Raw genomic sequence first — 12,552 nt, 5'->3', positions numbered from 1 at the left:
CTGGCACTGCACGCGCGTCGCTGCCTTACTGCGATTTGCGAACCCGCAGGTACCACTCGGAGAGCAGCCGTACCTGTTTGTCGGTGTAGCCACGTTCGACCATGCGTGTGACGAAGTCGTTGTGTTTTTGCTGGTCCTCCTTGCTGGCCTTGGCGTTGAAGCTGATGACCGGCAGCAGATCCTCGGTGTTGGAGAACATTTTCTTCTCGATGACCACCCGCAGCTTCTCGTAGCTGAGCCAGGTCGGGTTCTTGCCGTTGTTGTTGGCGCGGGCGCGCAGCACGAAGTTGACGATTTCGTTGCGGAAATCTTTCGGGTTGCTGATGCCGGCCGGTTTCTCGATCTTCTCCAGTTCCTCGTTGAGGGCTACGCGGTTGAGAATCTCGCCGGTTTCCGGGTCGCGGTATTCCTGGTCCTGGATCCAGAAGTCGGCGTACAGCACGTAGCGGTCGAAGATGTTCTGGCCGTACTCGCTGTAGGACTCCAGGTACGCGGTCTGGATTTCCTTGCCGATGAACTCGATGTAGCGCGGCGCCAGGTATTCCTTGAGGAAGCGCAGATAGCGCTCGCGGGTCTCGGCCTGGAATTGTTCCTGTTCGATCTGCTGTTCCAGCACATAGAGCAGGTGCACCGGGTTGGCAGCGATCTCGTGGGGGTCGAAGTTGAAGACCTTGGACAGGATCTTGAACGCAAACCGTGTCGACAGGCCGTTCATGCCCTCGTCCACACCGGCGGTGTCGCGGTACTCCTGGATCGACTTGGCCTTGGGGTCGGTGTCCTTGAGGTTTTCGCCGTCGTACACACGCATCTTCGAGTAGATGTTCGAGTTTTCCGGCTCCTTGAGGCGCGACAGCACCGTGAACTGGGCGAGCATCTTCAGGGTGTCGGGTGCGCAGTGCGCCTTGGCCAGGGAGCTGTTGAACAGCAGCTTGTCGTAGATCTTGATTTCATCGCTGACCCGCAGGCAGTACGGCACCTTGACGATATAGATCCGGTCGATGAACGCTTCGTTGTTCTTGTTGTTGCGGAAGGTATGCCACTCCGATTCGTTGGAGTGGGCCAGCAGGATCCCGGTGAACGGAATCGCCCCCAGGCCTTCGGTGCTGTTGTAGTTGCCTTCCTGGGTGGCGGTCAGCAGTGGGTGCAGCACCTTGATCGGTGCCTTGAACATCTCCACGAACTCCATCAGGCCCTGGTTGGCCCGGCACAGCGCGCCCGAGTAGCTGTAGGCGTCGGCGTCGTTCTGCGGGAATTCTTCGAGCTTGCGGATATCGACCTTGCCCACCAGTGCCGAGATGTCCTGGTTGTTCTCGTCGCCCGGTTCGGTCTTGGCCACGCCGATCTGGTTGAGGATCGAGGGGTAGAGCTTGACCACGCGGAACTGGCTGATGTCACCGCCGAACTCGGCCAGGCGCTTGGTGGCCCAAGGCGACATGATGGTGTTGAGGTAGCGACGTGGGATGCCGAAGTCTTCTTCGAGGATCGCGCCATCTTCGGTGGCGTTGAACAGGCCCAGGGGCGACTCGAAGACCGGCGAGCCCTTGATCGCGTAGAAGGGCACCTTCTCGATCAGTTGTTTGAGCTTTTCGGCCAGGGACGATTTACCGCCGCCGACGGGGCCGAGCAGGTAGAGGATCTGTTTCTTCTCTTCCAGGCCTTGGGCGGCATGGCGGAAGTAGGAGACGATCTGGTCGATGCATTCTTCCATGCCATGGAAGTCTTCAAAGGCCGGATAGCGACGGATCACCTTGTTGGAAAAAATCCGCGACAGGCGCGAGTTGTTGGAGGTGTCTACCAGCTCCGGCTCGCCAATCGCCAGCAGCAGGCGTTCGGCGGCAGACGCATAGGTGCTGCGGTCCTTTTTGCACAGCTCAAGATACTCCTGCAGCGTGAGTTCTTCTTGCTGTGTGGACTCGAAGCGTTGTTGGAAGTGGCTAAAAATACTCATGACGTCGTCACCTCGCTCGATACGTGGAGCCGACGCCGGATCAATCAGTCGATGCTGGCAGTCATTGACGATCGCCAATGGCCGTTTTCCCCCCAGAACACCCTGAAACGCTACCGATGACCCGCACGCCGGTGTACCGGCTCTCCCCTGATTCGGATGGCCTGCGCTTAAGGATAGTTCGGAATCGGGGAGGTCAAGGCGCGATGCGTAATTAGTTTGGCTGCGCCGTTCGTCAGAAACGGCGCGAGGCCAAGCGTCACGCGGGGTAGCGGGGTTTGAAAAAAATTATTGCGAATCGCCCGAGGCAATTTCCGCAGGAAAGGTCGTACGCCACAGCTCAAAGCCACCGTCGAGGCTGTAGACGTCGGAGAAGCCCTGGCTGATCAGGTAGGCGGCTGCGCTCTGGCTGGAATTGCCGTGGTAGCAGGCCACGATCACCGGCGCATCGAGGTCGGCTGCGCGGATGAAGTCGGCGATGTTGACGTTGTCCAGGTGTTGGGCGCCGCTGATGTGAGCCGCCACGTAGGTAGGCTGATCACGGATGTCGACGACCACTGCGCCTTTCTCGCGCAGGGCCTGGGCTTGTTCGGGGGAGATGCGTTTGAATTCGCTCATGGGGGCTCCTAGGGCTTGGCGGCCGGCAGGGTAACGGAAAGGGGGGCTTCGCACTGGCAACTGTGGCGCTCGCCAGTGTCGATGTTCATCAGGGTCATGGCGCCGCCCCACACGCAACCGGTGTCGAGGGCGAACACGCCGGGTTCGTTGCACTTGCCTTCAAGGGCGGCCCAGTGGCCAAAGATGATCTGCGTGTCACGGGTCTTGCGGTCTTTGTGGGCGAACCAGGGTTTGTAGCCGGGCAGTGCGGTATCGGCACCTTCCTTGCTCTTGAGGTCCAGCTTGCCTTCGGCGGTGCAGAAACGCATGCGGGTGAAGTAGTTGGTGATGACCCGCAGGCGCGTGACGCCCTTGAGGTCGTTGTCCCACTTCACTGGCTCGTTGCCGTACATGCCGTCGAGGTAGGTGGTGTACAGGTTGTCATCAGTCAATACGCTTTCGACTTCGGCGGCGCACTTGAGGGCTTTCTTCAGCGTCCACTGCGGCGGGATGCCCGCATGCACCAGGGCCATGTTGCGGGCCTCGTCGTAGTGCATGATCTTCTGGCGGCGCAGCCAGTCGAGCAAGTCGGCGCTGTCCGGCGCTTCGAGGATTTCCCGCAGGGTGTCGCCCTTTTTCAGGCGCTCGATGTTCTTGCCGGCGGCCAGCAGGTGCAGGTCGTGATTGCCCAGGACGCATACGAGGGAATCGCGCAGGCTATATAAGTAGCGCAAGGTTTCGAGGGATTGCGGGCCGCGGTTGACCAGATCGCCGACCAGCCACAGGCGGTCGCGGGTTGGATCGAAGGACACACGTTCAAGCAGGCACTTGAGGGGTTCCAGGCAGCCTTGCAGGTCGCCGACCGCGTACGTCGCCATCAGTGCAGGGCTCCCGGCACGGCGAGGCGGAAGGGCGCGATAACGGCATCGAACAACTGGCCATCGGTGGCTTTCATCTGATACGAGCCTTGCATGGTGCCGACCTTGGAGGTCATCACCGTGCCGCTGCTATAGGTGTGGCTGGCTCCGCAATCAATCAACGGCTGCTGGCCAACCACGCCTGCGCCGCGCACTTCCTCGACCTGGCCGTCGCCGTCGGTGATCACCCAGTGGCGCGACAGCAGCTTGGCCGGCACCAGCCCGTTGTTTTTCACCGTGATGGTGTAGGCAAAGGCGAAGCGGTTGTGTTCGGGTTGCGATTGGTCCGCGAGGAAGCGGGTGACGACGCTGACGTCGATCTGGTAGCGAGGATCAGACATGCAAGAGGCCTTAAAAGCAAAAGCGGAGGACAGCAGATGCGGATCAGTCTAGGCCAAGAGGTGGGCACTAGGCCAGACATGCTGTCTGGCCCAGGCTCGGCAGGCTTTTAGTCCGCGGCAGGGGCAGGCTGGATGGCCAGCTGGTCGGCCAGGCGCACGAATGCCGCCAGGTCCAGTTGCTCTGGGCGCAAGCTGCCATCGACGCCGGCGGCTTCGATTTCAGCGTTGCTCAGCAAAGCCTTGAGCGTGTTGCGCAGGGTCTTGCGACGCTGGTTGAACGCTTCGCGTACCACGCGCTCCAGCAGCTTGTGATCCTTGGCCGGATGCGGCAGCACGGCGTGCGGCACCAGGCGCACGATGGCCGAATCAACCTTTGGCGGCGGGTTGAATGCGCCCGGGCCGACGTTGAACAGGTGTTCGACGCGGCAGTGGTACTGAACCATGATCGACAGGCGACCCCAATCACCACCGCCAGGGCCTGCCGCCAAACGCTCAACCACTTCTTTTTGCAGCATGAAGTGCATGTCGCGAATGATCCCGGCGTTGTTCAGCAGGTGGAAGATCAGCGGCGTGGAGATGTTGTACGGCAGGTTGCCCACGACCCGCAGGCTGTTGGGCGCGGCATTGAGGCTGTTGAAGTCGAACTTCAGCGCATCGCCCTGGTGCAGGTTGAAGTTGGGCTTGTCGGCGAACTGCTGGTTGAGGATCGGTATCAGGTCCTTGTCCAGTTCCACCACGTCCAGTTGCCCACCGCTGGCCAGCAGGCCTTGGGTCAGCGCGCCCTGGCCGGGGCCGATTTCCAGCAGGCGGTCTTCGGGCTTGGCATGGATGGAGCGCAGGATGCGGTCGATCACGCCCGCGTCGTGCAGGAAGTTTTGCCCGAAGCGCTTGCGCGCCCGGTGTTGGTAATGCTCGGTCATATACGGGTCTCGGCCATCTGATAGGCGGTTTCCAGGGCCACGTGCAGGCTGCCGGTATCGATCTTGCCGCTGCCGGCCAGGTCCAGGGCAGTACCATGGTCGACGGAGGTGCGGATGATCGGCAGGCCCAGTGTCACGTTGACTGCGGCGCCAAAGCCTTTGTATTTCAGCACAGGCAGCCCCTGGTCATGGTACATCGCCAGCACTGCGTCGCAGTGCTCCAGATATTTGGGGGTAAACAGAGTGTCCGCAGGCAATGGGCCGCGCAGGTCCATGCCTTCTTGGCGCAGACGCTCCAGGGTGGGTTCGATGATGTCGATTTCTTCATGGCCCAGGTGGCCGCCTTCACCGGCGTGGGGGTTGAGCCCACAGACCAGGATGCGCGGTTGGGCGATGCCGAATTTTTGTTGCAGGTCGGCGTGCAGGATGCGCGTAACGCGTTCCACACGCTCGACGGTAATGGCGTCGGCTATCTCACGCAGCGGCAGGTGCGTGGTCACCAGGGCGACGCGCAGGCCACGGGTGGCCAGCATCATGACGACTTGTTCGGTATGGGTGAGTTCGGCGAGGAATTCAGTATGGCCGGAAAAGGCGATGCCGGATTCATTGATCACGCCTTTGTGCACCGGGGCGGTGATCATGCCGGCGAAGTCGCCGTCGATGCAGCCTTGCCCGGCGCGGGTCAGTGTTTGCAGGACGAATGCGGCATTGGCGGTGTCCAGCTGTCCGGCCACCACCTTGGCTTGCAGTGGGGTGTCCCACACATACAGGCTGCCGGCGGGGGCGGGCAGGTCGGGCCAGTTGCCGGGCGACACCTCCAGCAAACTGACCGCCACGCCCAGTTGCGCGGCCCGCTCAAGGAGCAGGTCGCGGCTGGTAATGGCAATCAGGGGGTGTGGCTGGGGGTGCGAGGCGAGCAGCAGGCACAGGTCTGGACCAATGCCGGCCGGCTCGCCGGGTGTTACCGCGAAACGCTGGGGTTTCACTGGGCTGCCTGGTCGGTGCCTGTTTGCTCGGCGCCTGGCAGCTTGTTTTCTACGTAGGCTTCGTCACGGATCTGACGCAACCAGGTTTGCAGCTCTTCGTCGTATTTGCGGTTGCGCAGTACGGACAATGCTTGTTGCTCGCGGGCCTGGCTGGTGTTGTCGGTGGCGCGACGGCCAAGGACTTCCAGCACGTGCCAGCCATATTGGGTCTTGAACGGCTTGGACAATACGCCTTGCGGGGTCTTGGCCATGACGTCCTGGAACTCCGGCACCAGGGCTTTCGGGTCGATCCAGTTCAGGTCGCCGCCATTGAGGGCAGAACCTGGGTCTTCCGAGAAGCTCTTGGCCAGGGTGGCGAAGTCTTCACCGCTTTCGATGCGGTCATAGATCTTCTGGGCCAGTTCCTTGGTTTGCGCTTCAGTGCGGATTTCGCTTGGTTTGACCAGGATGTGACGAACATGCACTTCGTCTTTCAGCGAGGTCTCGCCGCCGCGTTTTTCTAGCAACTTCAGGATGATGAAACCGCCTGGCGTACGTGCAGGCTGGGTGATTTCACCCGGCTGCATGGCGCTCAGCTCACGATCGAACGGAGGTGGCAGTTGAGCGGCTTTACGCCAGCCCATGTCACCGCCGTCCAGGGCGTTGTCGCTGTTGGAGACGGCAATTGCAGTCTGGGCAAAGTCGGCGCCGGCTTTCAGGCGTTCGTAAACAGCCTGGGTCTTGGCGGCGGCTGCATTGAGCTGCTCGGAGTTGGCGCTGTCCGGTGTACCGATCAGGATGTTGGCCAGGTGCAGTTCTTCGGAAAGCTGCATCTTGCCCAGGTCCGAAGCCAGGAAGTTCTTCACTTCCTGCTCGGAGACCTGCACCCGCTCGGCCACACGGCGCTGACGTACACGGCTGATGATCATTTCACGGCGGATCTGGTCACGGGCGTCCTCATAGGACAGGCCATCGCGAGCCAGGGCGGCGCGGAACTGATCGATACTCATGTTGTTGCGCTGAGCGATGGTGCCAACGGCCTGGTTCAGTTCTTCATCCGAAATACGGATGCCCGAACGCTCGCCGATCTGCAGTTGCAGGTTCTCGACGATCAGGCGCTCCAGCACCTGCTGGTCCAGCACGCTGGTCGGTGGCACACCACCGCCACGCTTGGCGATGGTTTGCTGAACTTCCTTGACGCGTTGGTCCAGCTGGCTTTGCATGATCACGTCGTTATCGACGATGGCCACCACTTTATCCAGCTGTTGAACCGCAGCGTGCGCCGATGCGGTACCCAGGAACAGCGCGCCCAGTACGAGCGGGCGCAGACAATCAGAAAGCTTGGTCTTCACGTTCACGATAACCTTCAATGCCTTTGTCGAGGAAGCTCTCTACCTTGGCGCCGGTCAGGCCGCCGAGTCCTTTGAGGACGATCTGCAGGAAGAGCCCGTGGTCACCCTTTTCGTTAAGCGGGGCGATCTGGCTGTATTCGTCGTTGGAAACCCAGTAACGGTTGATGACGCGCAGTTTCCAGCAGCAGTTGTCGTACTCGAAACCACCGAAGGCTTCCAGGGTACGGTTGCGGGCATAGTCATACTGCCAGCGGGTGATCAGGTTCCACTGCGGAACGATCGGCCACATCATCGAGAAATCGTGTTGCTGGATTTTGTAGTAATCCTTCACGAAGTTAGGATCGCCTGGCGTGCCGTAATCACCACCGAACTGCCATTTGCCGCTGATCTGGTTGTAGACCACCTGGTCGTTGCGATAGCGATAACCGAGGTTGACGACCTTGTTCGGGTTGTCTTCCGGCTGGTAGTGGAACATCGCGCTGCCGGAACGAGGGCTGTGGCTCTCGGTGTCCCAGTTGTAGTCGGCCGTGGCACGCCAGTCGCGGTTGAAGCGGAACTCGTAGTCCAGGGCGATTGGCGACACGTCCGACTGCGCGTCGGCACGGTCAGAGGCCAGTACACCCGGCAGTTGCACTTCACGATCCTTGAAGTACACCGCCTGGCCCACGGAGACGCGCTGCCGTTCGAAGCCATTCTCTTCGATCCAGCGGCTGGTCACGCCCAGGGACAGCTTGTTCTCGTCGCCGATCCGGTCGGAACCGCTGAAGCGGTTGTCGCGGAACAGCGAGGCATAGTTGAACGAGTACTCGCTGGTGTCGAATACCGGGATATCGCTCTGGTCCTTGTTCGGGACGTAGAGGTAGAAAGCGCGCGGCTCGAGGGTCTGGCGATAGTCTTTGCCGAACCAGTTGGTGTTGCGGTCGAAGAACAGGCCGCTGTCGACACTGGCGATTGGAACGGCGCGGTCTTGGGAGCTTTTGAATGTGCCACCCGAGTATTGGGTACCGGCTTGCGCTGCCGCCGCCTGGGCCGCGACGATGTCGTTCTTGCCCTGGCTATCCAGATCCAGATCGTACTTGGTGTAAACGTACTTGAGCTTCGGCGTAATGAAGCCGTAGGTCCAGTTCATCGGATATTCAACCGCTGGCGCTACGTTCAGGCGAGTGCCGTTTGCACGGGTCAGGCCTTTGACGTAGGTATCCAGGCGATTTTCGATGCCGCCGTTTTCATTGATAAAGGTGCCGTTTTCCAGGCTGCGCTCAAACCGGACTGCTTCGGTCTCGTAGCTGAAATTCAGCCCGCCCGGATGGTATGGCAGTGCCCCATTGAAGGTGATCTGCGGCAAACGGTCGTACGGCGTGATCTGGGAGATCGTCGCAAGCTGATAAGCCTGCACGTTCAAGCGCGCCTGGTAGGAGTCGCCCCGGTACGCCACGGAACCTTGTTGGTTCAGGAAGTCGCGGCTCTCCACACCTTCCTGATAGGACTTGAGGTCCTGGAAGTAATACGGATCGCTGATGCGGGTGTAGTCAACCTGGGTCGATACGCGCGAATCCAAGCCGCCCTTATGCTGCCAATTGAGCATGTAGCGGGTTTTTTCGTATTCGGACTGCAGCTTGCGCTCGTCACTGTCGTCGTTCAGGTACGCGCCGCCGAACTGGCCTTCGCTGGACTTGGTGAGGTAGCGGAATTCGCCTTCCATCAACAGGCCGCGTTTGGTCATGTACTGCGGATACAACGTGGCATCGTAGTTCGGTGCCAGGTTGAAGTAGTACGGCGTAACCAGGGTGAAGCCGGTTTCGCTGCCGGTGCTGAAGCTCGGCGGCAGGAAGCCGGATTGACGACGGTCGTCGATCGGGAAGTAGATGTACGGGGTGTACAGGATCGGGATGTTCTTGATCCGCAGCGTCGCGTTGGTGGCCGTACCGAAACCGGTGGCCGGGTTCAACGTGATGTTGTTGCCCCGAAGCTGCCAGGCGTTGCTGTCTGGCTCGCAGGTGGTGTACGTACCGTCCTTCAGACGGATGATCGCGTTTTCGGCACGCTTGGCGTACAGCGCGTTACCGCGGATACGCGACTTGTGCAGGATGTACTCGGCGTTGTCGATCTGGGCGGCACCGGTGTCCAGTTGGACTTCGGCGCGGTCACCCACGATCAGGGCACCGTTGTCGCGCAGGCGAACGTTGCCGTTCAGCTCGCCGCGGTTTTCAGCCTGGTACAGGCTGGCCTCTTCGGATTCCAGCTGCATGCTGCCCTGGCGCATGACGACGTCACCGGCCAGGGTTGCGACTTGGGATTCCTGCTCGTAACGAGAGGCCTTGGCACCGATGAAGGTCGGCGCATCGCTCTTGTTCGTCTTGTCATTCATGCCAGGACGGGTCGGCTCGATGTACGCACCACCGCAGTACGGGCCGGTTTCGGCCAGTTGGGCGGCGGTCAGCTTCTCGCGGGGGACCCAGTCCAGGTGGCTGTAGTCGGCGCTGCGCGAGCGCAGGCCACGGCCCTTGGAGTCGGTGACCAGCGCGGTCTTCGGCACGGCCTCGGCGTTGTCACCGGCAACGGCTTGCGCCGTGTCGTTGGCCGAGCTGGCGGCAGCACCGTCATGCACCGGGCGCGGTGGCAATGGGGCAGCGGCGGTCTTTGGCGCGCAAGCCCAGGCACCCGAAGCGGAGACGGAACAGTCATACTGCTCCGCAGCGACCACGAATGAGGTGGCGAAAGGTTGCATGGCCAGCAGACTGCCGGTTACCAGCAACGGAAATTTTCTACGAAACGCGGGGGATTTCAATGCCATCTTATTAGTCCGGGCTTCCTGCGTGCCATCTGCCCGCGGTGTGGGCCGCACGACTCTCGATGGTCTGAAAAAGATGCGTGATAATAAAGCATGACCCGCTTGACGGCTAGGGCCGTCGGAGACCCTTGTAATGCCCGACCAAGATCTACGTTTACAACAGCTGGAAGTCTGGCTGGATGAGCAACTGCCGATCCTTTTCAACGCTCAAGACTGGGGTGCCGTACCCCCGGCCACATTGACCGCGGCCAGCAGCGACGCGAGTTTCAGGCGTTATTTCCGCTGGGAAGGCGGCGCCCGCACGTTCGTCGTGATGGACGCGCCACCCCCCCAGGAAAACTGCAAACCCTTCGTCGATATCGCTCATTTGCTGGCGAAGTCGGGAATAAATGTGCCAAAAATTTATGCAGAAGATTTGCCGCGCGGCTTTCTTTTGCTCAATGACCTGGGCACAAAAACCTATCTGGACGTGATTGACCCGCAAAACGCCGATCAATTGTTCGCCGACGCCATCGACGCATTGCTGGCGTTCCAGCAGTTGCCGATGGACGCGCCACTGCCCAGCTATGACGTCGCCTTGCTGCGCCGCGAGCTGGAATTGTTTCCCGAGTGGTACGTGCGCCGTCACCTGGGCGTCGAATTGGATGCCCGGCAGCAAGCCCTCTGGCAGCGTGCCAGCGACCTGTTGATCGACAGCGCCCTGGCCCAGCCGAAAGTGCTGGTGCACCGCGACTACATGCCGCGCAACCTGATGATCAGCGCGCCGAACCCCGGCGTGCTGGATTTCCAGGATGCGGTCTATGGCCCGGTGACCTACGACATCACCTGCCTGTTCAAGGACGCCTTCCTCAGTTGGCCCCAGGCCCGTGTGCGGGAATGGCAGCGCGGCTACTGGGAGCGTGCGCTGCAAACCGGCATTCCGGTGCATGCCGAGTTCGACGACTTCCTGCGTGCCAGCGACCTGATGGGCGTGCAGCGCCACCTCAAGGTCATCGGCATCTTCGCGCGTATCTGCCATCGCGACGGCAAGCCACGTTACCTGGCCGATGTGCCACGTTTCTTTGCTTATATAGAAGCCGTGCTGGCCGAGCGCCCTGAGCTGGGTGAACTGGCTGAACTGTTGGCCAGCCTGCGCCAACCCGTCGGGGCCACCGTATGAAGGCCATGATCCTGGCCGCAGGCAAAGGTGAGCGGATGCGTCCGCTCACCCTGCACACGCCCAAACCCTTGGTGCAGGCCGGCGGCAAACGGTTGATCGAATATCACCTGGAGGCGCTGGCCAAGGCCGGCTTCACCGAGATCGTGATCAACCATGCCTGGCTCGGCCAGCAGATCGAAAGCTACCTGGGCGACGGTTCGCAGTTCGGCGTGCGCATCCAGTACTCGCCGGAAGGCGAACCGCTGGAGACCGGTGGCGGGATTTTCCAGGCGTTGCCGCTGTTGGGGGATGAACCGTTCCTGGTGGTCAATGGCGATATCTGGACCGACTACGACTTCACCCAGCTCAAGCAACCGCTCCAGGGCCTGGCCCATCTGGTGATGGTCGACAACCCGGCGCATCACCCCTCGGGCGGCGATTTCTACCTGGATCAGGGTTTGCTTCATGATGCCGCGCCCGGTGCCGATAACCTGACCTTCAGTGGCATTTCAGTGCTCGATCCGCAGCTGTTCACGGGTTGCACTGCCGGTGCCTTCAAGCTGGCGCCGCTATTGCGGGCGGCGATGGCCAAAGGTTTGGTAACGGGGGAACACATGGTGGGACGCTGGATTGATGTCGGCACGCTGGAGCGCCTGGCGCAGGTTGAAACCCTGCTGGCAGCGGGGCAGTAAGATGCTGTGGCCAGGGACGCTGATCGGCGCCGGGGCTGGCTTTGCCATTGCCAGCATTCCGGGGGCCTTGTTGGGTGCGCTGTTCGGGCAGGCGCTGGATCGCCGCCTGCAACTGCACAGTTGGGCGCAGCTGCGCGAGCGCCTTGGCGGGCGCCCGGCGTTGCGCAATGACGAACTGTTGTTTGTGCTGCTCGGCCGCCTGGCGAAAAGCAATGGCCGCATCGTCGACGGGCATATCCAGCAGGCGCGCCAAGAAATGCGTGCGCTGGACATGAGCGAGCCGGCCCAGCGCCGCGCAATCGCGGCGTTCAACCGTGGCAAGTCCGGATCAGACCGCGTGCGCAGTTACTTGCGCGTGCTCAAGCGCCAGCCCCATGCGGCGGAAGGGGTGCTGCGTGCGTGCTGGCGCATGGTGTGGGCCGACGGCAAGGCGGATGACGCCGAGCGCGACCTGATCGAGCTGTGGGGCAAGTGGCTGGGCTGGACGCCGCAACAGCTCCAGGCGTTGGCCGCTGACTACAAACCGGAGCGCAAGCCGCTGGTGAGTCGGGGCATGTCTTATCAGGAGGCGTTGCGCTTGCTTGCCGTGACGGCCACCACTGAGCCAGCGGTGATCAAGCGCGCCTACCGCCGCCTGCTTAGCCGCCACCACCCGGACAAGATTGCCGGCAGCGGTGCCAGCTCCGCGCAAGTAAGTGAGGCTACCGAGCGTACCCGTGAATTGCACAATGCCTACACGCTGATTCGCGAGCGCCGGGATTTTCGCTGACAGCGACGACGCCTGACTGACAATCCAATCTCCTGTGGGAGCTGGCTTGCCTGCGATAGCGGTGGGCCAGCTTGCTCATAGGGTGCTGACACACCGCCATCGCAGGCAAGCCAGCTCCCACATTT

11 protein-coding genes are annotated in these 12,552 nt (G+C 61.3%); 3 read left to right on the top strand and 8 right to left on the bottom strand.

Features of this window, described 5'->3' with window-relative positions:
- Positions 1 to 25 precede the first annotated feature (25 nt).
- From B348_RS0128885 to B348_RS0128850, 8 genes are all read right to left on the bottom strand, one after another.
- On the bottom strand, positions 26 to 1,948 hold the full coding sequence (locus B348_RS0128885; RefSeq protein ID WP_017739508.1) for a PrkA family serine protein kinase: 1,923 nt from the start codon (positions 1,946 to 1,948) through the stop codon (positions 26 to 28).
- Positions 1,949 to 2,233: 285 nt separating this feature from the next.
- The gene (gene glpE, locus B348_RS0128880; RefSeq protein ID WP_017739507.1) at positions 2,234 to 2,563 is read right to left on the bottom strand and encodes a thiosulfate sulfurtransferase GlpE; all 330 of its coding nucleotides are present in this window, start codon (positions 2,561 to 2,563) and stop codon (positions 2,234 to 2,236) included.
- Between the two features lie 8 nt (positions 2,564 to 2,571).
- Entirely contained in the window at positions 2,572 to 3,420 is an 849-nt protein-coding gene (locus B348_RS0128875) for a symmetrical bis(5'-nucleosyl)-tetraphosphatase (protein WP_017739506.1), read from the bottom strand.
- A complete protein-coding gene (gene apaG, locus B348_RS0128870; protein WP_017739505.1) occupies positions 3,420 to 3,800 on the bottom strand; it encodes a Co2+/Mg2+ efflux protein ApaG in 381 nt (126 codons plus the stop codon). Before apaG ends, B348_RS0128875 begins: the two co-directional genes overlap by 1 nt.
- 107 nt (positions 3,801 to 3,907) lie before the next feature.
- Positions 3,908 to 4,720: a 16S rRNA (adenine(1518)-N(6)/adenine(1519)-N(6))-dimethyltransferase RsmA gene (gene rsmA, locus B348_RS0128865; protein ID WP_017739504.1), complete on the bottom strand. Its 813-nt coding sequence runs from the start codon at positions 4,718 to 4,720 to the stop codon at positions 3,908 to 3,910.
- A complete protein-coding gene (gene pdxA / locus B348_RS0128860; RefSeq protein ID WP_017739503.1) occupies positions 4,717 to 5,706 on the bottom strand; it encodes a 4-hydroxythreonine-4-phosphate dehydrogenase PdxA in 990 nt (329 codons plus the stop codon). Before pdxA ends, rsmA begins: the two co-directional genes overlap by 4 nt.
- Positions 5,703 to 7,037, bottom strand: a complete 1,335-nt coding sequence (locus tag B348_RS0128855; protein WP_032865261.1) for a peptidylprolyl isomerase — start codon at positions 7,035 to 7,037, stop codon at positions 5,703 to 5,705. The genes pdxA and B348_RS0128855 overlap by 4 nt, the downstream gene beginning before the upstream one ends.
- Positions 7,018 to 9,831 carry an LPS-assembly protein LptD gene (locus B348_RS0128850; RefSeq protein WP_026137155.1) on the bottom strand — a complete coding sequence of 938 codons (2,814 nt, stop codon included), beginning with the start codon at positions 9,829 to 9,831 and terminating at the stop codon, positions 7,018 to 7,020. Before B348_RS0128850 ends, B348_RS0128855 begins: the two co-directional genes overlap by 20 nt.
- A gap of 130 nt (positions 9,832 to 9,961) precedes the next feature.
- On the opposite strand from B348_RS0128850, the gene B348_RS0128845 reads away from it, so the two are divergent.
- From B348_RS0128845 to B348_RS0128835, 3 genes are read left to right on the top strand one after another with little or no spacing between them, the layout of a single operon-like run.
- On the top strand, positions 9,962 to 10,987 hold the full coding sequence (locus B348_RS0128845; protein ID WP_017739500.1) for an aminoglycoside phosphotransferase family protein: 1,026 nt from the start codon (positions 9,962 to 9,964) through the stop codon (positions 10,985 to 10,987).
- Positions 10,984 to 11,658, top strand: a complete 675-nt coding sequence (gene murU / locus B348_RS0128840; RefSeq protein WP_026137154.1) for an N-acetylmuramate alpha-1-phosphate uridylyltransferase MurU — start codon at positions 10,984 to 10,986, stop codon at positions 11,656 to 11,658. The genes B348_RS0128845 and murU overlap by 4 nt, the downstream gene beginning before the upstream one ends.
- A 1-nt stretch (position 11,659) precedes the next feature.
- On the top strand, positions 11,660 to 12,427 hold the full coding sequence (locus tag B348_RS0128835; RefSeq protein WP_017739498.1) for a TerB family tellurite resistance protein: 768 nt from the start codon (positions 11,660 to 11,662) through the stop codon (positions 12,425 to 12,427).
- Positions 12,428 to 12,552 lie beyond the last annotated feature (125 nt).

The sequence above is a fragment of the Pseudomonas sp. CBZ-4 genome, assembly GCF_000346755.1.
GTDB lineage: Bacteria > Pseudomonadota > Gammaproteobacteria > Pseudomonadales > Pseudomonadaceae > Aquipseudomonas.
The sequence above is the reverse complement of the archived record's forward strand: the minus strand, read 5'-3'. Positions and strand labels throughout refer to the sequence as shown.

Coding starts and splice junctions, on each gene's coding strand:
- rsmA (WP_017739504.1), bottom strand. CDS start 4,720: ATGACCGAGCATTACCAACACCGGGCGCGCAAGCGCTTCGGGCAAAAC.
- B348_RS0128845 (WP_017739500.1), top strand. CDS start 9,962: ATGCCCGACCAAGATCTACGTTTACAACAGCTGGAAGTCTGGCTGGAT.
- B348_RS0128835 (WP_017739498.1), top strand. CDS start 11,660: ATGCTGTGGCCAGGGACGCTGATCGGCGCCGGGGCTGGCTTTGCCATT.
- apaG (WP_017739505.1), bottom strand. CDS start 3,800: ATGTCTGATCCTCGCTACCAGATCGACGTCAGCGTCGTCACCCGCTTC.
- glpE (WP_017739507.1), bottom strand. CDS start 2,563: ATGAGCGAATTCAAACGCATCTCCCCCGAACAAGCCCAGGCCCTGCGC.
- murU (WP_026137154.1), top strand. CDS start 10,984: ATGAAGGCCATGATCCTGGCCGCAGGCAAAGGTGAGCGGATGCGTCCG.
- B348_RS0128885 (WP_017739508.1), bottom strand. CDS start 1,948: ATGAGTATTTTTAGCCACTTCCAACAACGCTTCGAGTCCACACAGCAA.
- B348_RS0128850 (WP_026137155.1), bottom strand. CDS start 9,831: ATGGCATTGAAATCCCCCGCGTTTCGTAGAAAATTTCCGTTGCTGGTA.
- B348_RS0128875 (WP_017739506.1), bottom strand. CDS start 3,420: ATGGCGACGTACGCGGTCGGCGACCTGCAAGGCTGCCTGGAACCCCTC.